The 24908-nt window shown below is 64.7% G+C and carries 23 protein-coding genes; 11 read left to right on the top strand and 12 right to left on the bottom strand.

The annotated features are described in order from the left end of the window. The first annotated feature begins 1 nt into the window (after nt 1). Genes H4P35_RS18545 through H4P35_RS18535 form a run of 3 tightly spaced genes read left to right on the top strand, consistent with a single transcriptional unit; the run spans nt 2 to nt 1069 of the window. A complete protein-coding gene (locus H4P35_RS18545; RefSeq protein WP_226846474.1) occupies nt 2-280 on the top strand; it encodes a hypothetical protein in 279 nt (92 codons plus the stop codon). Next, nucleotides 277-819, top strand: a complete 543-nt coding sequence (locus H4P35_RS18540; protein ID WP_226846473.1) for a hypothetical protein — start codon at nt 277-279, stop codon at nt 817-819. Before H4P35_RS18545 ends, H4P35_RS18540 begins: the two co-directional genes overlap by 4 nt. Beyond that, complete coding sequence (locus tag H4P35_RS18535) at nt 803-1069, top strand: hypothetical protein (RefSeq protein WP_226846472.1); 267 nt, start codon at nt 803-805, stop codon at nt 1067-1069. Before H4P35_RS18540 ends, H4P35_RS18535 begins: the two co-directional genes overlap by 17 nt. 271 nt (nt 1070-1340) lie before the next feature. On the opposite strand, the gene H4P35_RS18530 is transcribed toward H4P35_RS18535, so the two are convergent. Beyond that, nucleotides 1341-1502: a hypothetical protein gene (locus tag H4P35_RS18530; protein WP_226846471.1), complete on the bottom strand. Its 162-nt coding sequence runs from the start codon at nt 1500-1502 to the stop codon at nt 1341-1343. A 148-nt stretch (nt 1503-1650) separates the two neighbouring features. Between H4P35_RS18530 and H4P35_RS18525 the strand changes: the two genes are divergently transcribed. Next, nucleotides 1651-1926 (top strand): hypothetical protein, encoded by a 276-nt coding sequence (locus H4P35_RS18525; protein ID WP_226846470.1) that lies wholly within the window; start codon nt 1651-1653, stop codon nt 1924-1926. Between the two features lie 1807 nt (nt 1927-3733). Here H4P35_RS18525 and H4P35_RS18520 read toward each other — a convergent pair. Then, nucleotides 3734-4138 (bottom strand): hypothetical protein, encoded by a 405-nt coding sequence (locus H4P35_RS18520; RefSeq protein ID WP_226846469.1) that lies wholly within the window; start codon nt 4136-4138, stop codon nt 3734-3736. Nucleotides 4139-5028: 890 nt separating this feature from the next. On the opposite strand from H4P35_RS18520, the gene H4P35_RS18515 reads away from it, so the two are divergent. The 7 genes from H4P35_RS18515 (at nt 5029) to H4P35_RS18485 (ending at nt 11932) form a co-directional block, all read left to right on the top strand. Next, a complete protein-coding gene (locus H4P35_RS18515) occupies nt 5029-5790 on the top strand; it encodes an enoyl-CoA hydratase/isomerase family protein (RefSeq protein WP_226846468.1) in 762 nt (253 codons plus the stop codon). After that, nucleotides 5787-7406: an AMP-binding protein gene (locus tag H4P35_RS18510; RefSeq protein WP_226846467.1), complete on the top strand. Its 1620-nt coding sequence runs from the start codon at nt 5787-5789 to the stop codon at nt 7404-7406. Before H4P35_RS18515 ends, H4P35_RS18510 begins: the two co-directional genes overlap by 4 nt. Further along, nucleotides 7403-8338, top strand: a complete 936-nt coding sequence (locus H4P35_RS18505) for a hydroxymethylglutaryl-CoA lyase (protein WP_226846466.1) — start codon at nt 7403-7405, stop codon at nt 8336-8338. The genes H4P35_RS18510 and H4P35_RS18505 overlap by 4 nt, the downstream gene beginning before the upstream one ends. Nucleotides 8339-8390: 52 nt before the next feature. Then, entirely contained in the window at nt 8391-8918 is a 528-nt protein-coding gene (locus H4P35_RS18500; RefSeq protein ID WP_063954389.1) for a MarR family winged helix-turn-helix transcriptional regulator, read from the top strand. Nucleotides 8919-8991: 73 nt separating this feature from the next. Next, entirely contained in the window at nt 8992-9726 is a 735-nt protein-coding gene (locus H4P35_RS18495) for an enoyl-CoA hydratase/isomerase family protein (RefSeq protein WP_062842191.1), read from the top strand. Next, complete coding sequence (locus H4P35_RS18490) at nt 9723-10919, top strand: CaiB/BaiF CoA-transferase family protein (RefSeq protein ID WP_226846465.1); 1197 nt, start codon at nt 9723-9725, stop codon at nt 10917-10919. Before H4P35_RS18495 ends, H4P35_RS18490 begins: the two co-directional genes overlap by 4 nt. 41 nt (nt 10920-10960) lie before the next feature. After that, nucleotides 10961-11932 carry a tripartite tricarboxylate transporter substrate binding protein gene (locus H4P35_RS18485; protein WP_226846464.1) on the top strand — a complete coding sequence of 324 codons (972 nt, stop codon included), beginning with the start codon at nt 10961-10963 and terminating at the stop codon, nt 11930-11932. 29 nt (nt 11933-11961) lie between these two features. Here H4P35_RS18485 and H4P35_RS18480 read toward each other — a convergent pair whose 3' ends face one another. From H4P35_RS18480 to H4P35_RS18435, 10 genes are all read right to left on the bottom strand, one after another. Next, entirely contained in the window at nt 11962-12912 is a 951-nt protein-coding gene (locus H4P35_RS18480; protein WP_180100584.1) for a nitronate monooxygenase family protein, read from the bottom strand. A gap of 67 nt (nt 12913-12979) precedes the next feature. Then, nucleotides 12980-14191: an imidazolonepropionase gene (gene hutI, locus H4P35_RS18475; protein WP_226846463.1), complete on the bottom strand. Its 1212-nt coding sequence runs from the start codon at nt 14189-14191 to the stop codon at nt 12980-12982. A 58-nt stretch (nt 14192-14249) separates the two neighbouring features. Continuing rightward, nucleotides 14250-15680 carry an amino acid permease gene (locus H4P35_RS18470; protein ID WP_226846462.1) on the bottom strand — a complete coding sequence of 477 codons (1431 nt, stop codon included), beginning with the start codon at nt 15678-15680 and terminating at the stop codon, nt 14250-14252. A gap of 121 nt (nt 15681-15801) precedes the next feature. Beyond that, a complete protein-coding gene (gene hutH / locus H4P35_RS18465) occupies nt 15802-17331 on the bottom strand; it encodes a histidine ammonia-lyase (protein ID WP_226846461.1) in 1530 nt (509 codons plus the stop codon). A 52-nt stretch (nt 17332-17383) separates the two neighbouring features. Next, nucleotides 17384-19066, bottom strand: coding sequence for a urocanate hydratase (hutU, locus tag H4P35_RS18460; protein WP_226846460.1), 1683 nt, complete (start codon nt 19064-19066; stop codon nt 17384-17386). A gap of 194 nt (nt 19067-19260) precedes the next feature. Continuing rightward, nucleotides 19261-20004, bottom strand: a complete 744-nt coding sequence (hutC, locus tag H4P35_RS18455) for a histidine utilization repressor (RefSeq protein WP_193725309.1) — start codon at nt 20002-20004, stop codon at nt 19261-19263. An 86-nt stretch (nt 20005-20090) separates the two neighbouring features. Continuing rightward, nucleotides 20091-20996: a LysR family transcriptional regulator gene (locus H4P35_RS18450; protein ID WP_226846459.1), complete on the bottom strand. Its 906-nt coding sequence runs from the start codon at nt 20994-20996 to the stop codon at nt 20091-20093. Between the two features lie 149 nt (nt 20997-21145). Then, nucleotides 21146-22111, bottom strand: a complete 966-nt coding sequence (locus H4P35_RS18445; RefSeq protein WP_226849497.1) for an XdhC family protein — start codon at nt 22109-22111, stop codon at nt 21146-21148. After that, on the bottom strand, nt 22111-24402 hold the full coding sequence (locus tag H4P35_RS18440; RefSeq protein ID WP_226846458.1) for a xanthine dehydrogenase family protein molybdopterin-binding subunit: 2292 nt from the start codon (nt 24400-24402) through the stop codon (nt 22111-22113). The genes H4P35_RS18445 and H4P35_RS18440 overlap by 1 nt, the downstream gene beginning before the upstream one ends. Then, entirely contained in the window at nt 24399-24872 is a 474-nt protein-coding gene (locus H4P35_RS18435; RefSeq protein WP_226846457.1) for a (2Fe-2S)-binding protein, read from the bottom strand. Before H4P35_RS18435 ends, H4P35_RS18440 begins: the two co-directional genes overlap by 4 nt. Nucleotides 24873-24908 lie beyond the last annotated feature (36 nt).

Raw genomic sequence — 24908 nt, 5'->3', positions numbered from 1 at the left:
CATGGACGGCACCATCTATCTGACGCTGTGGGCCGTTCTCGCGTTCGTCTGCTGGCTGGTGGTTGCCGGTGGCGCCGGCCTGGCCGTGTTTGCCCGAGCCATCAAGGACACCACGCTGGAACGGATCGGCCTGTCGGCCATCTGCTTGACGGCGACGGGCGCGGCCTGCCGCATCTTCGTGGCCGGGTGGGCCAGCGCTGGAGACGCGGCGCTCGCGGCTTCCGCTGCCTTCTACGTGGCCGCGGTGACGGCCAAGCACATACGGAGCCACAAGCCATGAGCCTTTCAGACATCATCAGGACAGCTATTGAGCCCGCGCTGGCGCTGCTCCCTCGCAAGATGGACACGCCGGCCGCGCGCATCGAGCTGCTCGGCATCGGCCTGCAGGAAAGCCGGTTCATCCACCGCAGGCAGTTGGTCGGCAATCCGCCGCGACCGACAGGTCCGGCGAAGAGTTTCTGGCAAGCGGAGCAGGGGGGCGGCATGGTCCGCGGAGTGCGCCTTCATGCTGCGACGCGTGCCGCCGCCGCTGAGCTGTATCGCGCCCGTGGCGTTGCGGCCAACGACGTGGCGATCTGGAATGCAATCGAGTTCGACGACGTGCTGGCCGCCGGCCTCGCCCGATTGCTGCTCTGGTCTGATCCGGGGCCTTTGCCCACCTTGGGCGACGAGGAAGGTGCGTGGGCGCTTTACCTACGCAGTTGGCGGCCTGGGGCGTACACCCGCGGGACGGCCGACGAGCGCGCAGCGCTGCGCTCAAAATGGACAGGGAACTACGCCGCCGTAATGAGGGAGGTCGGCCATGCTGCAACTTGTTGAGCGATTCAAGGGATTTTTGGTGGCGCTCGGTGCCGCTTTAGCGCTCGCCCTCGGGGCATATCTACGGGGGCGCAGCACTGGCAAGGGGGCGGAACGTGAGCGACGGGCCGCGGAACTTAAGGAACAGGCCGCGCAGGCCCACAAGGAGGCGCGTGATGTGCAATTGGAAACGGCCCGTATGGGCGATGACGCTATTGCTGCTGAGCTTGAGCGGGACTGGGTGCGCGACTCCGGAGCGGGTCGGCGTTGATTATTGCGAACATGCGCGGCCGGTCTACTTCGACTCGAAGGCCCAAATCGGAGCGACGCCGGCATCTGTTCGGCGCCAGGTGCTAGAAGGGAATAAGGTCTGGCGACGTCTCTGCGATGCTTAGGGCAGAAAGGAAGAAGCGCCATGGCCTAGTAAAAATGGCATTCGCCAGCTCTCGCGTCCATGCGATGAGCCAGCGCTTATAAACTTGCTGTGGATGCCTAGCTACAGGTGCCGCGTCTAATTACATAAATGCGGCGGCTGCCCAAGGTTACTGGGGCGTGCGCTGCTTGGTCGGATCGCCCTGAGCCTGTTTGCGCGCGGCTTCTTCTTTTTGCTCCTGGGTTTGCTGTTCTTGCTGCTTGTTCGGTTGGTTGTCCTGACCGGGTTGCGAAGGGGGACCGGCGGCGCTGAAGCGAGTAGGGAAAGTCATGATGTGTACCTCTTGAGTTGTCGTGACGTATGCCACCTGTTCACGGTACGCCCAATAGCATGTACGTCCTAAGACTGATTTGAAACAAGCGTAAGCCTCTGACCGTCCCTGGCCTACACTAGGTTCAAGCAACCGCCGGGAGGATGCCATGACACAGTCACCGGGTGTAAACGCTCAGGATCGTTGGGACAATGAAGGGGGCTCGCAGCTAGCTTCGCTGGCCAAATCATTCGCTATGGAGGAGTACGAGGAGTCTGAACGTCGAATTCTCGCCTTCCTTGGCGCGTCCATTTTGAGCCTTTGGGATGAGCTTCCGCTTGACGCGCGCCAACAGGTGCTAAATCGTCAAAGTGCTCAAGCAGCGTTTACTAAGTCTGCACTTAAGGCGAAGATTGCGCGCCTCGCCAAGGGTGATCATTTTTAGGATTCGCCATGGACCACGACCATCAAGATGACCATGACATTGAGCGGTGGCTAAACGAGGGTGGCGTGCAACTGCCCGTAGCTGTTGAGATGCTGGCCCCTGGGGTTCTTGACGAGCAGGAACGACGCGTCATTGCGTGCCTGGGGGCTGCGGTCGTGACCGTTTGGCAGTCTATGTCGACCGACGCTCGAAGGGTTGTATTGCAGGCTGCCGTCAGGAATTCGACCTACGATGCTAAGTCGTTGAAAGGAGGGGTTGCAGCGTTCTTGCGAGGGAAGGGAAAGTCAGCGTGACGCAGGTCCCAAGAAGACTTCTGGGCAGAAGTGCTCAACCTCGCGCGCCCCTTTTTAATATTGGGCGGATTGCGTGGATGAAGTCGATATCTGGTTCGTTTTTACTGGCGACGACAGGCCCCTGTCGGTACCGAATATGCGCGCTGGGAGTCCGTCATACGGTGAAGGTAACTTACACTGGAAGGGGGAGTGCAGCGGGGTCAGGCGGAGGTGCCATTCGCTTGAGAGTTCGAAGCCCACCGCCGCGCAACTATGGGGCACCCAAGTACTGTGCTTAGTTGCTGACTGATTGCGATGTTAGGAAGGCGGTCTACTCTGCGCTATCAACGCCCTTGGCCATTCGGCAAGCGCTGCCGATTCTCGGAGAACCAAGTCGTTATTGCATCCCGCACTCCCGGGAGCAGCGCCGCCCGCTAATTGAGGTTCGACGCAGACTATTTCTTCCAGTCGGTGTGTGCGCGCGGACCGTGCCCGCGGCCATTTTTCACCACGTTGGAACCTTCCTCTTTTGTAGGCCGCGCCTGGGCAGGCGCCACAGCGCTCTCTGTCTTGTTCTGCCCTTGGGGTTGCATTTCGGGCGAAGAGTGGGATGGAGGTGTACGTTTCATGATAGATGCCTAAATAAGTGCGTAAGTGCGGACTAGCACGATGGCCCAGGCGTTCGGTTGACGTAGGGGCATCGCAGACATCCGGATGACGCTGCGGCAATCTGTAACACCACAGCGCTGAGACTTGGCTGAGTTGTTCATTCAACGGATAGCGGCTTTGCGTAGCGAAGTCAATCGAACTGGGGCAAGACTCTACCGGTTGCGGCCTAACATGACTCCCAGGATAAGCCCTGTGGCCGCGGACAAGCCGGCGGTTACCCAAGGGCTTTCGGCGCCAAACCAACGAATCGGCGGCGAGGAGTTTTTTTGCAGACTTTTAGCCGAGCGCACACTATCCGCGCTTCCGTTCCCAACTAGGCCAGGCTGGCCAGCGGTTTTCTCTCCACTAGCTGGCGTGCTGCTTTGAGGCTGAGTATTTGACGGCATTGGCTGCCCATCAATGTCGAAGTCTGAGCTACTTAGGTTCTTCATGGTGAGCTCCGGTAATATTAGACACTCCTCCAATGGGTGGTGTCTTTAATTGCATTGACCTATAGAAGCCGAGGGATTCTCCGAAGAACAAGTCTACGGTCGATCACGACTTCCGGGGTCCAGAATGCCCGCCGACCTCGGGTGCCTTTTTCTCGCTCCGTTCTATCGGATCGGTCTTGTGCGCGGAGTCTTCCTTTTGTCGTTCCGCTTGCTTTTCTGGTTGCTTGCCCGGCAAGTCTTTCTCGTTCAGGCTGCCTGATTGGTTAGGAGGAGAGTTCATGCGTATGGTCGAAGACATGTGGATACCTTTTAGGTTGTTGTGGCTGTATGCCACAAGTCCACGGTACGCCTAATGATTGAACGGACCTACGACTATATTGAAACAGGCGTAAGGTCTGAGGTCGCGATCCCCTTACACTCACTTCACGCAACCGCCTACGCGCCTCGCTGCTTGATATGGTGGACGCAGATGCACTCGGCGAAGGCGACAAGAGGGTGATTGTTCGCTTGAGGCGGCAACCTGGCGTTGTGACGGCACCGGGCGTTGCGGAAGGTGAAAACGTTTGCGACGCGGACGTCGCGGGCGTTGAAGGTCCACAGCTTCTCGGCGCCGGCCGATGCGTCGGGTCGGGTAGATCCCGAGATCAGGCCCCGACGGCCGGTGACGACTTCCATGCTCGGTACCGCCTCGTCGCCAGCGTCATGCTCGGGCGGCTGGCGGATGAAGATGCCTTGGTAGCGCGGCCACATGTCGTACTTGCCAAGCACGCCCGGCCGGGTCACGCCGAACTTCTTGAGCAGCAGCTCAGCGTCTTTCAGAGTCTGGTAGTGGCTGCACATATCGGACTCGGTTAATACTTGAGCCGGCTAGACAAATAAGCTTCCAGCGCGCGGCCAGTGCAAACATCATGCCCCGCCTCGAACCACCCGTTGGCTAGCACTTCGCATCGATCGGCATTCTGACCGTTGCGAACTGCCCAAGCTCGGGCGATACGTCGCGCCTCATTCACCTCCGTAACTTCTGCGTCCTGGTTCATTATTGTCCCTCGGTAGCCGAAGGGTGAGTCTAAAGCTCGACAAGCATTCAGTGCCAGTGGGTACAGGTCCAGCAGTCACCGGGGCCCTGGGATGGGGGGATGAAGTAGGACATTTTGCGTTAGAACAGAAGGCGGCAAAGCCGCATGAAATCGTAGCGCAAAAACCAAAGTTGTTCCAACACGAATAAAAAAGACCCGCGCAAAATCAAGGTGTTAGCCTGATTTCGCACGGGCCTTCTAAGCCTGAGGTCGGGGGTTCGAGCCCCTCCTGCCGCGCCAGAATAGCCCAATCAAATCAGCCGATTGGGTGCTGTGTGAGTCGTAAACGAGGCAATCATCAGAATAATCGCGCCTCTGACGACGCCGCATCGCGGACCGGGGAACGGCCATCGAGCCGACAGACTCCCACTTTCATCTCTCGACCGATAACGTGAAGTGACCTCCCCGCGCCGGGCATGCCTGTTCAAAGGGCTTTTGCGAGCCTTGGCCATTGCTCAGTCACGTTTGATCTTCGCCCCGCCCCCCGCGAACGATTCGACTCGACCCGTCCCCCTCTATCGATGCCTCAGTGACAGCCCAACCCAACACGGCCGCCTCACAAAAATATGGTGGATTAAATCAACTAATAAGCCTATAGTCGCTCCGTGGCCGCGGCTTCTTGCGGTGACAGCAACCGACCGATCAGGAGCAGGCATGACCCGGACTTATCACACGATTCTGTTTGACGTGCAGGACCATGTCGCCACGGTGACGTTGAACCGGCCCGAGAGTCGTAACGCGCTCAGTTCGCAGATGTGCGCCGAGCTGGTGCATGTCATGGAGGCGATTGCGGCGGACCCCGGCGTGCATGTGGCGCTGATCATGGGCAACGGAACGGCCTTTTGCGCGGGCGCTGACCTTAAAGAGCGCAAGACCATGAACAGCCAGGAGATGACGGCGCGGCGGGTGCAGGGTTTTGCCGCCTATGCCGCCATTGAACGCCTGCCGCAGCCTGTGGTGGCGGTGGTCCATGGTCCGGCGTTTGGTTCGGGGTGCGAGATTGCGGGCGCTTGCGACTTTGTGTTGGCCTCCAGCGAGGCCGTGTTCTGCTACCCCGAAGTGGGCTGGGGGACGGTGGGCGCGACGCAGCGTCTGCCGCGTATTGCCGGCCCTCGCAAGGCCAAAGAGCTGTTGTTTACCGGCCGCCGGTTCGACGCCTCCGAGGCGCGCGAGATCGGGCTGGTCAACCATGTGTATGCGCCCGATGCGCTGCGCCCGGAAGCGCTGGCGATGGCGGCGGCCATGGCCCGGGCCCAGCCGCTGACGATGCGGCTGACCAAACGCAGCATCGACCAGGGCCTTGCCACGACGCGCGAAGGCGCGATGGCCATCGAACTGCTGGCCATCGAGGAAAACCTGCGCGGCACGGATTGGCAAGGCGCCATTGCCGGCTTTGGCAAGGAGCCGCAGGCATGAAGACGATGACGCTGGCGGCCGTATTGGCACAGACGGTGGCGGCGCGAGGCCAGCAAGAGGCCTTTGTCGCCCCGGGCGAACGTTTCAGCTGGGATGAACTGGCCGCCGGGGCGCGGCTGCGCGCGCAGGCGCTGTATGCGGCCGGTGTGCGCCGAGGCGACCATGTCGGCATCTTTCTCGGCAATGGCGGCGGCTGGCTGCAGCTGTTTTACGCGTGCGCCCTGATAGGCGCGGTGACGGTACCGGTCAATACCCGGTTCAAGACGGAAGAGCTGGCGTTCTGCCTGCAACAGGCAGACGTCAAGCTGTTGCTGACGGCCGATACGTTTCTGGGCATCGACTTCCTGGATCTGCTGCAAACGGTGGAGCCCGCCCTGGCTGAACGCCTGCCAGGCGCGGTGCTGCCGAGGCTGGAGAAAGTGGTGGTGCTGGGTGATCGCAGTCTGCCGGGCACGACCGCCTGGGCAGACTTCATCGAAGGCGCAACCCGTGCTGATGCGGCCGGCTTTGATACCGCCATGCGCGCCGTCAGCAGCGACGATGTGCTGCTGATTCAATACACGTCGGGCACGACGTCCTTTCCGAAGGGCGTCATGCTCACCCATGCCAATATGCTGGGTAACGCGGCGGCAGTGGCGCAGCGCATGGGCGTGCAGCCGGAAGATCGCTATTTCAGTATCCGGCCGTACTTCCACGTGGCCGGCACCACGCTGTCCATTCTAGTGAGCCTGGTGACGGGGTGCTGCCTGCTGACCATGCCGCGTTTTGAAGTGGGCGACGCCTTGCGCATGCTGGACGAAGAGCGCTGCACGCTGACGTCTGGCAACGACACCATCTTCTTGATGCTGATGGGCCACCCGGATTTTGACCGCCGGCGTATCCATTTGCGGGGCGGTTGGGCCGCGGCAGGTCCCGAGGTGATGCAGAAGATCCGCGATGTCATGGGCGTGCCCTCGGTGTGCAACGCCTATGGGCAATCAGAGGCCTCGCCCAATATCGTCATGTCGGCCTGGGATGATGCGTTTGCGCTGCGCGCGCAGGGCTGGGCCTTGCCGCATTCCGGCATGGAAATCCGTCTGGTCGATCCGGCGACCGGCGCGGTGGTGGCGCCGGGCGGGCAAGGCGAGATCCAGGCGCGTGGCTGGAGCGTGATGAAGGGCTATTACAAGATGCCCGAGGCAACCGCTCGCGCACTGAGCGCGGATGGTTGGCTTAACACCGGCGACCTGGGAGAAATGAATGCTGAGGGCCGCTTGCGCATGGTGGGACGCTTGAAGGACATGTTCCGGGTCGGGGGCGAAAACGTGGCGCCCGCCGAGGTTGAAGAGGTGCTGCACGGTCATCCGGCCGTGCGCATGGCGCAGGTGGTGGGCGTGCCGGATGCGCGGCTGGGCGAAGTGCCGGCCGCCTTTGTGCTGCTACGTGAAGACCAGCAGGCCGAAACCGCCGAGCTCATCGCCTGGTGCAAAAGCCGTTGCGCCAATTTCAAGGTGCCGCGCTATCTGGAAATCGTCGATACCTTTGAGAACATCGGCATGACCGGGAGCTCCAAGGTGCAGAAGAACAAGTTGCGCGCCCACGCGGTCAGCCTGTTCGGCCTGGGAGAAAAGGCATGACGCGCGACGTGGTGCTGTGCGAGTGTTTTGCCCGCGATGGCTTGCAGCATGAGCCGGATTTCATTGCGACAGGCGTCAAGACCGAATTGGTCGACGCATTTGCGGCGCTGGGCTTTGAGCGCGTGGAGGCAACCTCGTATTCCAATCCGAAGGTGGTGCCGCAGTTTGCCGACGCCAGCGAGATGCTGGCCGCGCTGCCGCGGCGGGACGGCGTCTGGTACAAGGCGACCTGCGCCAATGAGCGCGCCGTGCAGCGGGCGCTGGCCGATCTGGAGCAGGGGCAGGGCGCCAACGAGATCAGCTTGCTGGTATCGGCCAGCGAGTCGCATTCCGAGCGCAACCTGAAGCGCAGCCGTGCGGATCAATGGGACAACATCGCTGGCATGGCCGCGTTGGCCAGCGGCCGATTTCGCATGATCGGCACGATCTCGGTGGCGTTCGGATGCCCCTTCGAGGGCGCGGTCTCGGCCGATAGCGTGCTGCGCGGCGCCGAGCGTTACGCCGCGCTGGGGGTGGACATCGTCACGCTGGGCGACACCACCGGCATGGCCACGCCGCAAACCGTGCGCCAGTTGTATGGCGCCCTGCAACGCGAATTCCCGCAACTCACGCTGGTGGCGCATTTTCATGACACCCGCGCAACCGGCCTGGTGAATTATGTGGCGGCGTTGGACGCCGGCGTACGCTGGTTCGATTGCGCCGTGGGCGGCGTGGGCGGCCATCCGGCCAAGGTGAAGTATGGCGGGGGACATACCGGCAATGTGGCGACCGAAGACCTGGTCAATCTGTTTGAATCCATGGGGGTGCGCACGGGTCTGGACCTGGACGCACTGGCTGTCGTGTCACAGCGCTGCCGCGCGGTGCTGGGACGCGACCTGCACAGCCGCGTGGCCGACAGCGGCTTCAATCCGCTGATCCGCGCCGGCGCTTGAGCGGCGTTTGTATATCATGCCCTCGTCACCGCAACCGCTCCAAGAGAACTCCATGGCAACTCGAAGCAAGCTTTCCTCGGGCCGTACCGCGCCCGCCGCGCTCAAGGAGCTGTTTTCCTATCGCTTGAACCGGCTGGCCTACGTGTCCAGCCGCATTGCGGCGGGCCTGAACGAAAGCCGCTATGGCGTGGGCCCGCGTGAGTGGCGGATCCTGGCCTTGCTGGGCGCCGCGCCCAATATGTCGTTGAACGCGCTGGCTCGGGAAGCCAACATCGACAAAAGCCAGGCGAGCCGCACGGTGTCCGACCTGATCGAGCGCGGCCTGATCGAGCGCTGCGCGGATGCCCAGGATGCGCGCGGGGTCAACCTGGACCTGACGCGTGCCGGGAAAAAGCTCTATCAAGAGATGTTTCCCGCTGCCGTTGAGCGTAACGAGGAAATGCTGGCGGTGCTGAGCGAAGACGAACGCGAAGTGCTGGAGCGAGCCCTGGAAAAGATGACGACGCACATGCTGGACATGCTCAATGACTTGAAGGCCGAAGTGCCGGCCCGCCGCGGCCGCGGCGTCCAGCCGCGCTGAGACGATTGCCTGTCCAAGACAGGCTTTCTTTTATTCATAAAGTTGATTAAATCAATTAAATAGAGGCAAATCGATGGCTGAATTGATTGTCGAGAACCAAGGCGCGGTGCGCGTGCTTCGGCTGAACCGCCCGGAGAAGCACAATGCGCTGAACACCGCCTTGACCGCCGGGTTGCTGGCCGCGCTGCGCGAGGCCGACCAGGATCCCGCGGTGCGCGCCATCGTGCTGACCGGCAACGGCAAGTCCTTTTGCGCCGGCGCGGATACGACGGAGTTTTCGGCGCTGACGCCCGAGCATCCCGAGGCCGTGCTGGCGCGCGCCAGCCTGACCACCGATCTGCATCTGGTTTTCTCGCGCATGAGCAAACCTGTCATTGCCGCCGTGCATGGCAATGCGCTGGGCGGCGGCGCAGGACTTGCGCTGGCGTGCGACATGGTGGTGATGGCCGAGGACACGCGCTTTGGCTATCCCGAACTGCGTCACGGCATCGTGGCGGCCGTGGTGATGGCCAATCTGGTGCGGCAGTTGGGCCGCAAGCAGGCCTTCGAGCTGGTGGCCATGGCCGAGCCCATCGACGGCCATCGGGCGGTGGCGTTGGGATTGGCCAACCGGGCCGTGCCCGCCGCCGACGTCATGCCGCAGGCGCTGGCCTTTGCCGAGCGTCTTGCCGGGTGGGAAGCGGCGGCCATGGGCCTGACCAAGCGCGCGTTCCATCGGTGCGCGGACCTGGGGCTGGAAGACGCGCTGGGGGTGGGCCGCGATGCCAATGTCATCATGCGCGGTTTTCGTCAGGGGGCGTCGCGATGAAGCCGCTTGATGGCATCACCATCCTGGATTTGTCGCGGGTGCTGGCTTGCCCTTTTGCGTCAATGATCCTGGCCGAGTTGGGCGCCACGGTAATCAAGGTCGAGCAGCCCGATGGCGGCGACGAGACGCGCGGATTCGAACCCAAGGTGCGCGGCGAGGACGGGGACGAGTCGGCCTATTACCTGGCCTTCAACCGCAGCAAGCAATCGATCACCGTCAATTTCCGCAAGCCCGAGGGCCAGGAGGTGATACGCCGGTTGGCGCAGGATGCCGATGTGGTGGTCGAGAATTTTCCGGTGGGCACCCTGGCGCGTTACGGCCTGGATAAGGCCCACATCGCGCCGGGAAACCCGGACCTGATCTATTTCTCGTGCACCGGCTTTGGGATGACCGGGCCCTACGCGCCGCGCAAGGGCTATGACACGGTGTTCCAGGCGATGGGCGGGATCATGAGTCTGACCGGCGAGCGCGATGGCGGACCGGTGAAGCCGGGATTGCCGGTGGCCGACCTGACCTCGGGCCTGTGGGCGGCGATCGGCATCTTGTCCGCCCTTGTCGGCCGCGAGCGTAGCGGGCGCGGGTGCCATATCGATTTCTCGATGCTGGACGGGCAGGTGGGTCTGTTGTCGCTGGCGGCGGCGCGCTATTTCGCCTTGGGAGAGGTGCCGCCGCGCATGGGCACGGAACACCCAGGCCGCGTGCCGTCGGCGGCATTTGAATGCCGCGATGGCAAATGGGTGCAGATCACCGGCAGTGATCAACACTGGAAACCGCTGTGTGACCTTCTGGATCTACCGCAATGGGGCGCGGATGCCGAGTTGGCGCGCAATGCCGTGCGGGTAGCCCGCCGGGAGGAAGTCATGGCCGGTTTGCGGGCTGCCGTGGCCCGGCTGGATCGCGACGAGCTTTGCCGCCGTTGCGATGCGGCAGGCGTGCCGGCCGGGCCGATTCTGGATGTCGGCGAAATCCTGAATAACGAGCATGTCCGCGCGCGCGGCATGGTCTCGAGCTATGACCATCCCCGCATCGGCCGTTTTGGCGCGGTGCCGGTGCCCTTCAAGTTCGAGGGTTATGAAGATCCGCAGGTCGAACGTCCGCCATTGCTGGGCGAGCATACCGACGAGGTATTGCGCGCAAGGCTGGGGCTGTCGGCCGAGGAAATCACGGCGTTAAGGCAGCTTGGCGCCATTTAGCAATACAAAAAAAGCATCCCGATGAGGATCAGGAGACAACGATGAAGACCTTGAAGCGATTGCTGTGCGGCCTGGGTGTCAGCATGATTTGCAGCGGTGCGAGCCTGGCGGCGGACGCCTACCCAACCCAGCCGATCACGCTGGTCAATCCTTATGCCGCCGGCGGCCCCGCCGATGTGCTGGGACGCGCGCTGGCGCGCGAGCTGGAAAAACAGTTGGGCAAGCCGGTCATCGTGGAGAACAAGGCCGGGGGCGGTGCGGCGATCGGCGCAAATTTCGTGGCGCGGGCCAAGCCGGATGGCTACACCCTGCTGCTGGGGACGTCGGCCGCGCATGTCGTGACGCCCCTGATGCAGCGGACGGCCTACGACGGCATCAAGGATTTCGCCTTTGTGACCATCGTGGCCAACCAGCCGAATATGCTGGTCGTACGTTCGTCCTTGCCGGTGTCCACGTTGCCCGAACTGATCGCGCTGGCACGCAAGGAGCCGGGCAAGATCAACTACGCGTCGGCCGGGCCCGGTAGTTCTCCGCATCTGGGCGGCGAGCTGTTCCGTCAGCAGGCCAAGGTCGACATCATGCACATCCCCTATAGCGGCGCCGCGCCGGCCATCAATGATCTGGTGGGCGGGCAGGTCGATATGGCCGTCCTGAACCTGGCGGCCAGCGTGCAGTTCATCCGCAGCGGCAAACTGAAGGCCCTGGCGTATGCCAACCCCAAACGATCGGCCCTGTTTCCCGATGTGCCCACCTTGGCTGAAGCAGGGGTAAGCGGCGCTGAATCGGCGTCGTGGTACAGCCTGGCCGCGCCCAAGGGCACGCCGCAAGCGGTGCTTGAGAAACTGAACAAGGCCGTGCAGGCCGTGAACCAGTCGCCGGAGTATCGCAAGCTGATGGACGCTCAGGGTGTAGAGCTCTGGACCCTGACGCCGCAGGAAGCCACCCAATGCGTGGAAAAAGACCAGCTTGCGATGCGCAAGCTGGTGGACAGTGCTGGTCTGACGAAGAAGTAAGGCGCGCGGGGGGGCGGCGGAGTTGCGCTTCACCCCAGCGCGCTAAGCCGCCGGATCGCAACCAGCGTCTCTTGAACCAGGCGCTGCATCAATTCGGCGGCCGGCACCAAGTCGCCGATCAGTCCCGCGCTTTGACCGGCTTCCACCTTGCCGAGGTCGACATTGCCTTCCAGCGCGGCCTGCTTCAACGTGCTTTGCGCGAACAAGCCGTCCAGTGCTTCGTCGCTGCTGGTGCGTTCGGCGTTCAGGTACTGCTGGGCAAAAGCGTTGCGCAGCATGCGTACCGGCGAGCGGCCGCGGCCGACCAAGGTGGTGTCGCTGATGCCGGCGGCCATCACGGCCGCCTTGTAATCGGCGTGCACGCTCGCCTCGGGCGTCAGCAGGAAGCGCGTTCCCAGTTGCGCGCCAGCCGCGCCCAGGCACAACGCCGCCGCAATGCCGGCGCCATCCGCGATGCCGCCTGCGGCGACGACCGGCAAGTCCACGCGCTGCACCGTTGCACGCAGCAGCACCTGTGTGGTGATCTCGTCAGGGCCAGGATGTCCGCCGGCTTCCAGGCCCACCGCGATCACGCCATCCACGCCCGCCGCTTGGGCTTTCTCGGCGTGGACGGGGCTGGCAATGACCTGCAGCCATTTCATCCCGGCATCGTGCACGCGGGCCAGATGCTCTCGGGGCCCGCCTTGCGAGGCAATAATGATCGGAGCACCTTCGGCGATGGCGATGTCCAGATGTTCGCGCGCCCGCTTGTTGTACAGCGGGATGTTGACCGCGTAGGGCGCGTCGGTCAGGGTGCGCAGCTTGCGCAGCGCGGCTTGCAACGCCTCCGGGTACATCGGGCCGGATGCCACCACGCCCAGGCCGCCGGCGGCCGACACGGCGGCAGCCAGTTCCGCGTTGGAAGACGCCCAGCTCATGCCGGCTTGAATGATGGGGTATCGGATACCCAGAAGATGGGTCAGCGGGGTTTGCAAGGTCATGATGGCGTCTCGTCCGAAAGCAACCATTCTCGGACAAGTCGTTGATTTAATCAACTAAATCGCAACGTCAGCCCGTCAAATTCACCGTCGCCCCATGCCGAACCACGCGCTTGGCCAAATCCCCGCCCACCCAGTAAGCCAGCTCTGCCGGATGCGCAATATCCCAAACGACAAAATCCGCCACCTTGCCCGCCTCCAGCGTCCCGCGCGTCGCTGACAAGCCCAACGCCCGGGCCCCATTCGCCGTCACGCCCGCCAGCGCTTCCTCCGGCGTCATCCGGAACAACGTGCACGCCATGCTCAGCATCAAGCGCAGCGACAGCACGGGCGACGTCCCGGGATTCAGATCCGTCGAAATGGCGATGGGTACACCGTGTTGGCGCAGCAGATCCAGCGGCGGCAGTTGTGTCTCGCGCAGCGCGTAGAAGGCTCCAGGCAACAGCACCGCCACCGTCCCCGCTTTGGCCATCGCCCGCACATCCGATTCGGTCAGGTATTCGAGATGATCCGCTGACAGCGCCCCATGGCGCGCGGCGAGGCTAGCGCCGTGCAGCGAAGACAGTTGCTCGGCATGCAGCTTCACGGGCAGGTTCAGCCGTGCCGCCGCCTGAAACACGCGCTCCACCTGAGCGGGCGTGAACGCCAGATGTTCGCAGAAGGCGTCGACGGCATCGACCAGGCCCTCGGCCGCCAGGGCGGGCAGCATGCGCTGAGTGACTTCATCAATGTAGTCGTCGGGGCGGCCTTGGAACTCGGGGGGCAGCGCGTGCGCGGCCAGGCAGGTTGCCTGCACGGTCAGGGGCAGCATCTGGCCCAGGTGACGGGCCACGCGCAGCATCTTGCGTTCGTTTTCCAGATCGAGCCCGTAGCCGGATTTGATCTCCAGCGTGGTGACGCCATCGCGCAGCAGTTGCAGGGCGCGGCGGCGGGCGCTGGCGTAGAGCTCGTCTTCGGTGGCCGCGCGCGTGGCGCGCACGGTGCTGGCGATGCCTCCGCCCTGGGCGGCGATGGTGGCGTAGTCGACACCTTGCAGGCGTTGCTCGAACTCCCGGCTGCGGTCGCCGCCGAACACCAGATGAGTGTGGCAGTCGATGAGGCCTGGCGTGACCCACGCGCCGCCCAGGTCATGCACGTGCGCGGCGTCCACGTTTGGCAATTGGGCTTCTGGACCGATCCATTCGATGCGATCGGCGCGGGTCACGATGGCTGCGTGTTCGATGAGGGAATACGCGCCACCCGCCATCGTGGCCGCGTGGCAATGTCGCCAGACTTGTCTCATGCACTTCTCCTTCCGGCAGCTGCCGGCCAGGGGATTGCCCTGACCGGCGCCGCGTCGATCAATCCGAGCCCTGCGTCACCAGCACGGGGGCGCCGCCGCCGGGGCGTTTGGGACGCACCCACAAGCGGTACGCCACGCATAGCAGCGCGATCCACACCGCGCCCACGCCCAGCGCCATCTGCGTGCCGGGGAAATAACCCAGCACGGCGATCACGAACGCCATGAAGGCAATGGCCAGCAAGGGACCCAGCGGCCAGAACGGAACCGGGAACTTCAATGCGGCGACGTCTTCGGCGTGCATCTTGCGGCGCATCGCCACTTGCGAGAGCAGAATCATCAGCCACACCCATACGGTGGCGAAGGTGGCGATGGAGGCGATGAGCAGGAATACATTCTCCGGGATCAGATAGTTCAGCAACACGCCGACCAGCAACGCCACGGACATGACCACCACCGTCATCCACGGCACGCCGTTGCCAGAGACCGAGGCAAAGCCGTGCGGCGCCTGACCTTGCTGCGCCATGCCATACAGCATGCGGCCCGCGCCGAAGATGTCGCTGTTGATGGCCGACACGGCCGCGGAGATGACGACGATATTCAGGATGGTGGCCGCCGAGTCGATGCCCAGGCTGTCGAAGATCTGCACGAACGGACTGCCTTTGCTGCCGATCTGCGTCCACGGGAAGATGGACATCAGCACGAAAAGCGTCAGCACGTAGAAGAGCAGAATGCGCATCGGGACGGCGTTGATGGCGCGGGGAATGGTGCGGCCCGGGTCCTTGGCTTCGCCGGCGGTGATGCCGATGATCTCGATGCCGCCAAACGCGAACACCACCACGGCCAGCGACGCAATCAGCCCGCCCACGCCGTTGGGCATGAAGCCGCCGTGCGCCCAGAGGTTGTGCACGCCGGTCGCAGCGCTGTCCGCGCCCAGTCCCAGGCCAAACAGCATGATGCCCAGGCCGCCCGCAATCATCGCGACGATGGCGCTGACTTTCAGCAGCGACAGCCAGAACTCCAGTTCGCCGAATACCTTGACGGACAGCAGGTTGATGGCGCCGATGAAGCAGACGATGGAAAGCACCCAGATCCAGCGCGGCACGTCGGGATACCAGAAGCCCATGTACAGCCCGAACGCGGTGATGTCGGCCAGACAGACGATGATCATCTCGAACGCATAGGTCCAGCCGGTGAGAAAGCCCGCGAGCGGGCCCAGGTATTGCGTGGCGTAGTGGCCGAACGAGCCGGATACCGGATTGCGGACCGCCATTTCGCCGAGGGCGCGCATCACCATGTACACGGCGGCGCCGGCGATCAGGTACGCCAGCAGCACTGACGGTCCGGCTGCCTGGATCGCCTTGGCCGATCCGTAGAAGAGCCCCGTGCCGATGGCCGATCCCAATGCCATGAAGCGGATGTGCCGGGCATTCAGGCCCCGTGTGAGCGCCTGCGCGGGGGGCGGTGCGTCGGACTGCTTGGTTGCTTGCATTGTGTCTCTCTCGTGTTCCCTTGGACGTTCGGCATCAGCCGCCGCGAGGGGCGCCTTCTGGTGGGCGCGTGCACGCGGCGTGGCAATGGCGGCCGGCGTCATCCGGCCGCCACGGACGGCATCACAGGCTGGGCAAAAGGCCCGGGGGCATCAGGCCGTTCATGACCTGCGCGGCGAGCAGGCCGCTGGCCGCAGCGATGTCGGGCGCGAAGAAGCGGTCTTCTTCGTAGTGGGGCACTTTGTCGCGCAGGGCGCGGCGCGCCTGTTCCAGTTGCGGAGAGGTCTTGAGCCCCTCGCGGAAATCCAGCCCCTGGCACGCGCCCAGCCATTCGATGGCCAGAATGTCGCGCACGTTGTCGGCCATGGCCCACAGACGCTTGCCCGCGTTGGGCGCCATCGAGACGTGGTCTTCCTGGTTGGCTGACGTGGGCATGCTGTCCACGCTGGCCGGATGCGCCAAGGCCTTGTTGTCGCTGGCCAGTGCCGCGGCCGTCACCTGGGCGATCATGAAGCCGGAGTTCACGCCGCCCTTGTGGACCAGGAACGGCGGCAATTGCGACATGTGCTTGTCCATCATCAGCGCGATGCGCCGTTCCGACAGGGCGCCGATCTCGGCCAGCGCCAGCGCCAGGTTGTCGGCGACCAGGGCCACGGGCTCCGCATGGAAGTTGCCGCCCGAGATGACGTCGCCTTGTTCGACGAACACGAGGGGATTGTCGGACACGGCGTTGGCTTCGATCTGGAGCACCTGCGCCGCTTGGCGGATCTGCGTGAGGCAGGCGCCCATGACCTGGGGCTGGCAACGCAGGGAGTAGGGGTCTTGCACCTTGCCGCAGTCGGCATGGGAATGGCCGACTTCGCTGTCCTCGCCCAGCAGGCTGCGGTAGACGGCGGCCACGTCGATCTGGCCGGTCTGGCCGCGCGCGGCGTGAATGCGGGCATCGAACGGCGTGCGCGAGCCCAGCATGGCTTCGACGCTGAGGCTGCCGCAAACGAGGCCGGCCGCCATCATGTCTTCGGCTTCGAACAGACCGCGCAGGGCAAACGCGGTGGACACCTGGGTGCCGTTCAAAAGCGCCAGGCCTTCCTTGGCGGCAAGCGTCAGCGGCGTCAGGCCGGCGCGCGCCAGGGCGTCGCGCGCGGGCAGCCATTCGCCCTGATGGCGCGCCTGGCTTTCGCCCAGCAGCACCATCGACATGTGGGCAAGCGGGGCGAGGTCGCCCGAGGCGCCCACCGAACCCTTGAGCGGAATGTGGGGATAGACGCCCGCGTTGACCAGCGCAATCAGGCTGTCGATGACTTTGCGGCGCACACCGGAATAGCCCCGGGCCAGGCTGTTGATCTTCAGCACCATGATGAGGCGCACCATCGCGTCGTCCAGCGCCTCGCCCACGCCGGCGGCATGCGAACGCACCAGGGACGTCTGCAGCGCCTGTAGATCCTCGCGCGCGATCTTGGTGGAAGCCAACAGGCCAAAGCCGGTATTGATGCCGTAGACCGTGCGGCCTTCGGCGATGATGCGTTCAACCGTGGCCACGCTGGCGTCGATGCCCTGCGCGGCGCCGGGATCCAGCGTCAGGCTGACGGGCTGCCGGAAGGCGCGCCGCAGGTCGGCCAGCGTCAGGTGGCCCGGTTTCACATGCAATTCCATTTCCACTTCTCCCACGCCGGTTGCCCGGCTGCTTGCGATCATTGTTGTTCGGTCAGTCGCGCTTGCCGGTCACCATGGGCAGGTTCAAGCCCTGCTCGCGGGCGCAATCGATGGCGATCTGATACCCGGCGTCGGCGTGCCGCATCACGCCCGTGGCCGGATCGTTGGTCAGCACCCGGGCGATGCGTTCGGCGGCGGCGTCGGTGCCGTCGCACACGATGACCATGCCGGAATGCTGCGAGAAGCCCATGCCGACGCCGCCGCCGTGATGCAGCGAAACCCAGGTCGCGCCGCTGGCGGTGTTGAGCAGGGCGTTGAGCAGCGGCCAGTCGGACACGGCGTCCGAGCCGTCGCGCATGGACTCGGTTTCGCGGTTGGGGCTGGCGACGGAGCCGGAATCCAGGTGGTCCCGGCCAATGACGATGGGCGCCGACAGCTCGCCCGACCGGACCATCTCGTTGAATGCCAGGCCCAGCTTGGCGCGCGCGCCCAGGCCCACCCAGCAGATACGGGCGGGCAGCCCCTGGAAGCTGATGCGTTCGCGCGCCATGCTGAGCCAGCGGTGCAGGTGGGCGTCGTCGGGAATCAGTTCCTTGACCTTGGCGTCGGTCTTGTAGATGTCCTGGGGGTCGCCGGACAGCGCGGCCCAGCGGAACGGCCCCACGCCCCGGCAGAACAGCGGCCGGATGTAGGCCGGCACAAAGCCGGGGAAGTCGAACGCGTCGGCAACGCCTTCTTCCTTGGCCATCTGCCGGATGTTGTTGCCGTAGTCGAAGGTGGGAATGCCCTGCCGCTGGAATGCCAGCATGGCCTGCACATGCACGGCCATCGACTGCTTGGCGGCCTTGATGACCGCCGCCGGCTCGCGCTCAGCGCGATCGCGGTATTCCTGCCAGGTCCAGCCGGCGGGCAGGTAGCCGTTCAAGGGGTCGTGCGCACTGGTCTGGTCGGTGACCATGTCGGGCCTGACGCCCCGGCGCACGAGCTCGGGCAGAATTTCGGCCGCGTTGCCGCAGAGCGCGACGGACACCGCGCGGCCTGCTTGCGTGTGTTTGGCGATGCGGGCCAGCGCGTCGTCCAGGTTGGCGGCCTGTTCGTCCACATAGCGCGTGCGCAGGCGGAAGTCGATCCGGCTTTGCTGGCATTCGATGTTGAGCGAGCACGCGCCGGCCAGCGTGGCCGCCAGGGGCTGCGCGCCGCCCATGCCGCCCAGGCCGGCGGTCAGGACCCAGCGCCCGGCGAGGTTGCCGCCGTAGTGCTGGCGGCCCGCTTCGACGAAGGTTTCGTACGTGCCCTGCACGATGCCCTGGCTGCCGATGTAGATCCAGCTGCCGGCGGTCATCTGGCCATACATGGCCAGGCCCTTGGCGTCCAGCTCGTTGAAGTGTTCCCACGTGGCCCAATGCGGGACGAGGTTCGAGTTGGCGATCAGCACGCGGGGCGCGTTGGCGTGCGTCTTGAACACGCCCACCGGCTTGCCCGATTGCACCAGCAGCGTTTCGTCGTCGTTCAGGGCCGTGAGGGATTCAACGATCTTGTCGTAGCAATCCCAGTCGCGGGCTGCGCGGCCGATGCCGCCGTAGACGACGAGCTCGTTCGGGTTCTCGGCCACGTCGGGGTCGAGGTTGTTCATGAGCATGCGCAAGGGCGCTTCGGTCAGCCAGCTCTTGGCCGTGAGTTGGCTGCCGCGCGGTGCGCGAATGAGGGCGTCGCGGAATCGTGTCGAAGGCTTCAAGTGTGTCTCCTGGATCGGGTCGAGGCGCGCGGTGATCCAGCGCCAAGGTCATCGAATCTTATGACGCCTATGGTTGTATAGACAAGAGTAGATGACTTGTTTTCGAATCAGGGATTACCCCAATGAAAAATGCCGAAACCCGTGGGGATTCGGCATTGGCGAAAGAAGCAGGGGGCGCCGCAATGGCGCGGACGTCACGTCGTGAACTTGCCTTCCAGGCGGTGGCGCGAGCCGGGGTGGATCAGGCGGGCCAGCGTCACCGCGCGGTCGCCGGACCAGGTGCGCCGGCTGATGAGCAGGCATGGCTCATCGCGTTCGATCTGCAGCAATTGGCACTCGCGCGGCTTGGCCAGGATCGCCTCGACCACGTGCTCGCCCGCGCTCAGCGGCGCCACGCGGGTCAGGTATTCATAGGGCGTGCTTTGCGTGAAGTCCTGCTTCAGGTAGTCGGGCGCAAGGCGAACATTGACGTAGCGGTCTTCCAGCTGGATCGGCACGTCGTCCTCGTAGTGGACGATGACCGAATGAAAGACCGGCTGCCCCGCGCGGATTTCCAGCGCCTGGGCTTGTTCGGCGCTGGCCGGCTCTTCAGCCAGCCGCACCACGCGGCTGTGGTGCCGGTGGTTCCGCGCCGCGATCTCGTCTGCGATGTTGTTCACGGCAAACAGGGCCGAGCGCGCCTTGGGCTGCGCGACAAAGGTGCCGACGCCTTGCATCCGCACAAGCAGGCCTTCCGATGTCAATTCGCGCAGTGCGCGGTTGATCGTCATGCGGCTGAATCCCAGTTCCTCGACCAGTTCGGCTTCCGACGGCACGCGGTAATGCGCGGGCCAGGCGCCGCTGCGGATCTGCTGCGCAATCATCTGCTTGACCTGCGCGTACAGCGGAGCGGGCGGGGCATTGGCTGGGACAGGCAATCGGGGAGGGGAGGCAGCCACGAGGGATCCTGGGTATGCAACGTGTGAGCGGTGAAAATGCGGGCTCTAGTATAGACAGGTACACATCGCGCGCGGGAGGCCTGGCCTCAGCCTCGCGCCGGCCTGCTGACCCGCAGCGCGGCGACCACCAGCGAAAACGCCGGCGACGGTTGCCGCCGGCTGGGGTAGTAAAGATGGTATCCCTCGAAGCTGGGGCACCAGTCCTCCAGCACCCGGACCAGCTGGCCGGATTCCAGATAGGGCATCAATTCGTCCTCCGGCAACAGCGACAGGCCAAGTCCCGCCAGCGCCGCGTCGATCTGGGGCTTGGTGGTGTTGAAGATCAGCGGGCCGTCCACGCGGACGTTGACCTGGCGGCCGCGGCGCTCGAAGTCCCACACATACAGGCCGCCTGAACTTTGCATGCGCTGATTGATGCAGGCGTGCTGCATCAGATCCTGGGGCACCTTCGGGACGGGGCGCGATTCGAAATAGCCGGGCGATCCCACCACGGCCAGGCGCATTTGCGGACCAATGGGCACGGCGATCATGTCCTTGTCGATGGTCTTGCCCATGCGCACACCGGCGTCGAACCGGTCCGCCACGATGTCGCGGAATCCGTAGTTCACGTCGAACTCCAGCTTGATATCCGGATACTCGCGCATCAGCGGCGTCAGCTTGGGCAGCAGGATACTGTGCAGCACGTAGTCGCCACAGGTGATGCGCACGGTTCCCGCCGGCTTGTCGCGCAGTTCGGTCAACTCGTCCAGCTCTGCCTCGATCTCGTCGAAGCGGTTGCCGATGGCGTTGAGCAACCGTTCGCCCGCCGCAGTGGGGGAAACACTGCGCGTGGTGCGCCTGAGCAGGCGGATCTGCAGGCGCGTTTCCAGGCCGCTGACGGACTGGCTGAGCGCCGATTGCGTCACGCCCAGCAGCGACGCCGCACGGGTGAAACTGCCTTCGCGCGCGACCGTCACGAAATAAAGGAGGTCATTGAGGTTGCGACGGGCCATGGGACGAATGGGTAAATTGATTCGCTGATCTTATAGAGCTTTTGAGGATTGATCAGCGAGCTTTCGGCTCGGCCGTTTGCGGGGATTCGGGCAAAGACAAGCGCAAATCCGGACTGACGGCGGGCGGCGCCTGCGAGCGGCGCCGGGTCTTACCGGGCCGTGACCCCATTCTTGACCGCCAGAATGTGCGCCATGACGCTCACCGCGATCTCGGCGGGCGTCTTGCTGCCGATGTGCAGTCCGACCGGCGAGTGCAGCCGTTGCAGCGACGCTTCCGTTTCATCGAAGTGTTCCATGAACCGCTCGCGGCGGCTGGCGGCGTTGCGGCGTGAGCCGATGGCGCCCACGTAGAAGGCGGGGCTGTGCAGCGCTTCCAGCAAGGCCATGTCGTCTAGCTTGGGGTCATGGCTGAGCGCCACGATGCAGGTTCGGGAATCGGGGGCGAGCGCGCGCACGGCGTCGTCGGGCATTTCGGTGGTGAAGGCCACGCCGTCCACGGACCATGTGCCCAGGTGCTCGATGCGCGGGTCGCATACGGTCACCGCGAAGTCATTGAAAAGCGCCATGGTGGCGACGTATTCGGCCAGCGATCCGGCACCGATGAGGAGCAGCCGGTATTGGGGGCCAAGCGTGCTGGACAGCGTGACGCCATCGAAATGCAGGGCCTCGGGCGCCGATGCGTCGCCAAGCGTCACGGCCCCGGACGCGCAATCCACGGTCCGCTGCACGAGGTGGCCCGCCTCTAGCCGGCGGACCAATGCGTCAAGCGCCGCGCCGTCGGGTTCGAATTCAAGCAGCAGCTCAAGCGTGCCGCCGCAAGGCAGCCCGAAGCGGTGCGCCTCGTCGGCCGTGACGCCATAGCGCACGAGTTCGGGCGCCGACTGCGGGATGACCCCGTCGCCGTAGGCCCGCGTGTACCGGTGGATCAGGTCGTCCTCGATGCAGCCGCCCGAGACCGATCCGATGCAGCGGCCGTCCTCGCGCAGCACCATCATCGCGCCGACGGGCCGCGGCGATGACCCCCACGTCTTGACGACGGTGGCCAGCATCAGGCGATGACCGTCCACCTGCCAATCGCGCGCCGCGCGCAGCACGCGCACATCAACGCTTTCCATCATGCCACCTTGCGCACTGGCAGGCTGCGGATCCGCTTGCCGGTCGCGGCGAAGATGGCGTTGCACAGGGCGGGGGCTACGGGCGGCACCGGCGGCTCGCCTACGCCGCCCGGCGGCAACGCGTGATCGTCATTGACCAGGTGCGTGCGGATCACGCGCGGCGAGGCGTTATGGCGCAGGACTTCGTAGTCATGGAAGTTGCTTTGCTTCACGCGGCCTTTTTCGAACGTGATTTCGCTGGTCAGCGCCAGGCCAAGGCCCATGATGGCGCCGCCTTCCATTTGCGCGCGGATGCGTTCGGGGTTGATCTGGGGGCCGCAGTCCATCGCCATGTCCACGGCGACGATGCGGACCTCGCCCTTGTCGTCCACGGCCACCTCGACGACCGTGGCCGTGTAGCTCATGAAGCTGTAGCAAAAGGCCAAACCCAGGCCATGGCCCTTGGGCAAGGTGCGGCCCCAGCCCGCGCCCTTGCAGGCGGCCTCGATCACGCCGCGCAGGCGGCCGGTGTCGTAGGGGTAGCGTTCGGGCGACTCGGTGTAGTTCCACGTGTCGGCCATCGTGCCGGGGTCGATCTGGCGGGCCGGGCCGATGAGGTCCAGCGCGAAGGCTTTCGGATCCTTGCCCGCGCGGTGGGCCAGTTCGTCGATGAAGCACTGGGCCGCGAAGGCATGGGGAATGTTGGCGACGGACCGGAACCAGCCGATGCGGGCGTGGGCGTCGACTTCGGCGGTCTCCACGCGCACGTTCGGAATGCGGTAGGGCATGTTGATCGCCGACATGGCCGATTCGAACATCTGCTGTCCCTTGGCGCCTTGCGCGAACAGCGAGGCGATGGTGGGGGCGGCGCTGCGGTGCAGCCAGGACTGGACTTGCCCCTGCGCGTCCATGACGGCTTCCAGGCGCTCGACCGACACGGTATGCAGATAGTCGTGATGAATATCGTCCTCGCGCGTCCAGACCAGCTTGACCGGCGTGCCGTCGGGCATGGCGCGGGCCACGATGGTGGCTTCGTCCACGAAGTCGGGCTTGGACTTGCGCCCGAAGCCGCCGCCCAGCAGCAACACGTTGACCTTGACGTTGGCCGGTTCCAGCTTCAGTCGCGTGGCGACTGCGTTTTTAGCGGCGGCCGGATTCTGCACGGACGTCCAGACCTCGGCGCTGTCGCCCTTGATCTGCACGGTGGCGACTGGCGGTTCCATCGATGCGTGCGCCAGATGCGGCACGTAGTATTCCGCGGCTACGCGCTCGGCTTCGGGCGCCTTGGCCCAGGCATTGGCGGCGTCGCCTTGGCTGCGCATCGTCTTGCCGGGTGCGCGCGCCGCCGCCTGCAGGGTTTGCCGGTAGGCGGCCGAGTCATAGCTGCCGTTCGGGCCATCGTCCCATTCGATCTCCAACGCGTCGCGTCCCAGGCGAGCGGCCCAGGTGTTGCGCGCCACGACGGCCACGCCGCCCAGCGGCTGGAATGCGGGGGCCCCCTGCATGGGGGGAATCTCGACGACCTTCAGCACGCCGGGCACGGCCAGCGCCTTGGCGCTGTCGAAACGCCGCAGCCGGCCGCCGACGACGGGAGGCCGCGCGACGACGGCATAGACCATGCCGGGCAGGCGCATGTCCATGCCGTAGGTGGCTTGCCCTTTGCCGATGGCTTCGAGGTCCACCAGGCGAACCTGGTCCTTGCCGATGTACCGGAATTCGGACCGGTCCTTGAGCTTGAGCGCGTCGCTGGCCGGCACGGGCTGCTTGGCCGCGTCCGCCGCCAGGTCGCCATAGGACAGACGACGGCCGGTGGGCACATGCAGCACTTCATGCTGTTCTGCCTTGACCTCGGCAACGGGCACGGCCCAGCGTGCTGCGGCGGCGGCTTCCAGCATCTGCCTGGCTGCGGCGCCCACGCGCCGCATCGGCATCAGGAAGTGCCGCATGCTGCGCGAGCCGTCCACGTTCTGATTGCCGTAGCGCGCCTCGTCGCCGGGCGCCTGCACGACCTTCACGCGTTCCCAGCGGGCTTCCATCTCGTCGGCCACCACCATCGGCAGGCTGGTGCGCACGCCCGTGCCCATTTCCGCGCGGTGCGCCACGATGGTGACCGCGCCGTCGGCGGCGATGCTGACAAAGACCAGCGGATCGTCCACGGTGCCGCCAGGCATGCTGTCGGCGCCATACGCCTTGGCGGCCTGCTCGGCGGCCACCGCGGTCGTGACCCATCCCTTGGCCGTGACGGCAAGCGTCAAGACGCCCAGGCTGCCCTGCAGGAAAGCGCGGCGCGAAAGTTGAGCGGCGGCCGTCATTGCTTGCCTCCTTGGGCGAGGCGGTTGGCGGCCTGTTGAATGGCGGCCAGGATGCGCGGGTAGGTGCCGCAGCGGCAGATGTTGCCACTCATGGCGTCCGCAATCTCCTGTTCGGTGGGAGTAGGGTTGGCCTTCAGCAGGCTCACCGCCGTCATGATCTGGCCCGCCTGGCAGTAGCCGCATTGCGCGACGTTGTTGTCGACCCAGGCCGTCTGCACCGCCCGGCCGACCGGATCGGCATCCATGCCTTCAATGGTCGACAGCTGGCGGCCGGAAGCCACCGAGACGGGAGTAAGGCAGGCGCGCACGGGCGTGCCGTCGATATGCACCGTACAGGCGCCGCACAGCGCCATGCCGCAACCGAACTTGGTGCCGGTCATGCCCAGCTCGTCTCGCAGAACCCATAGGATCGGCATGTCGTCCGGGACGTTGACGTCCTGGGTCTGACCGTTGATTTGCAGTTGCGTCATGGGGGCAGTTCCTGAGAGGCACGGCGCAGTCGCCTT

The sequence above is a fragment of the Achromobacter sp. 77 genome (genome assembly GCF_020541125.1).
In the GTDB taxonomy this organism is placed as follows: domain Bacteria; phylum Pseudomonadota; class Gammaproteobacteria; order Burkholderiales; family Burkholderiaceae_B; genus Achromobacter; species Achromobacter mucicolens.
Note: the sequence above shows the minus strand (reverse complement) of the source record. Positions and strands in the feature narration are given on the sequence as shown.

Excerpts from the sequence above, each read along its gene's own strand:
- hutH (WP_226846461.1), bottom strand. The coding sequence starts at position 17,331 with ATGGAATTGCATGTGAAACCGGGCCACCTGACGCTGGCCGACCTGCGG.
- hutI (WP_226846463.1), bottom strand. The coding sequence starts at position 14,191 with ATGAGACAAGTCTGGCGACATTGCCACGCGGCCACGATGGCGGGTGGC.
- H4P35_RS18545 (WP_226846474.1), top strand. The coding sequence starts at position 2 with ATGGACGGCACCATCTATCTGACGCTGTGGGCCGTTCTCGCGTTCGTC.
- H4P35_RS18445 (WP_226849497.1), bottom strand. The coding sequence starts at position 22,111 with ATGGAAAGCGTTGATGTGCGCGTGCTGCGCGCGGCGCGCGATTGGCAG.
- H4P35_RS18525 (WP_226846470.1), top strand. The coding sequence starts at position 1,651 with ATGACACAGTCACCGGGTGTAAACGCTCAGGATCGTTGGGACAATGAA.
- H4P35_RS18500 (WP_063954389.1), top strand. The coding sequence starts at position 8,391 with ATGGCAACTCGAAGCAAGCTTTCCTCGGGCCGTACCGCGCCCGCCGCG.
- H4P35_RS18470 (WP_226846462.1), bottom strand. The coding sequence starts at position 15,680 with ATGCAAGCAACCAAGCAGTCCGACGCACCGCCCCCCGCGCAGGCGCTC.
- H4P35_RS18480 (WP_180100584.1), bottom strand. The coding sequence starts at position 12,912 with ATGACCTTGCAAACCCCGCTGACCCATCTTCTGGGTATCCGATACCCC.
- H4P35_RS18535 (WP_226846472.1), top strand. The coding sequence starts at position 803 with ATGCTGCAACTTGTTGAGCGATTCAAGGGATTTTTGGTGGCGCTCGGT.
- H4P35_RS18435 (WP_226846457.1), bottom strand. The coding sequence starts at position 24,872 with ATGACGCAACTGCAAATCAACGGTCAGACCCAGGACGTCAACGTCCCG.
- H4P35_RS18440 (WP_226846458.1), bottom strand. The coding sequence starts at position 24,402 with ATGACGGCCGCCGCTCAACTTTCGCGCCGCGCTTTCCTGCAGGGCAGC.
- H4P35_RS18520 (WP_226846469.1), bottom strand. The coding sequence starts at position 4,138 with ATGTGCAGCCACTACCAGACTCTGAAAGACGCTGAGCTGCTGCTCAAG.
- H4P35_RS18505 (WP_226846466.1), top strand. The coding sequence starts at position 7,403 with ATGACGCGCGACGTGGTGCTGTGCGAGTGTTTTGCCCGCGATGGCTTG.
- H4P35_RS18515 (WP_226846468.1), top strand. The coding sequence starts at position 5,029 with ATGACCCGGACTTATCACACGATTCTGTTTGACGTGCAGGACCATGTC.
- H4P35_RS18540 (WP_226846473.1), top strand. The coding sequence starts at position 277 with ATGAGCCTTTCAGACATCATCAGGACAGCTATTGAGCCCGCGCTGGCG.
- H4P35_RS18450 (WP_226846459.1), bottom strand. The coding sequence starts at position 20,996 with ATGGCCCGTCGCAACCTCAATGACCTCCTTTATTTCGTGACGGTCGCG.
- H4P35_RS18510 (WP_226846467.1), top strand. The coding sequence starts at position 5,787 with ATGAAGACGATGACGCTGGCGGCCGTATTGGCACAGACGGTGGCGGCG.
- H4P35_RS18490 (WP_226846465.1), top strand. The coding sequence starts at position 9,723 with ATGAAGCCGCTTGATGGCATCACCATCCTGGATTTGTCGCGGGTGCTG.
- H4P35_RS18530 (WP_226846471.1), bottom strand. The coding sequence starts at position 1,502 with ATGACTTTCCCTACTCGCTTCAGCGCCGCCGGTCCCCCTTCGCAACCC.
- H4P35_RS18485 (WP_226846464.1), top strand. The coding sequence starts at position 10,961 with ATGAAGACCTTGAAGCGATTGCTGTGCGGCCTGGGTGTCAGCATGATT.
- H4P35_RS18495 (WP_062842191.1), top strand. The coding sequence starts at position 8,992 with ATGGCTGAATTGATTGTCGAGAACCAAGGCGCGGTGCGCGTGCTTCGG.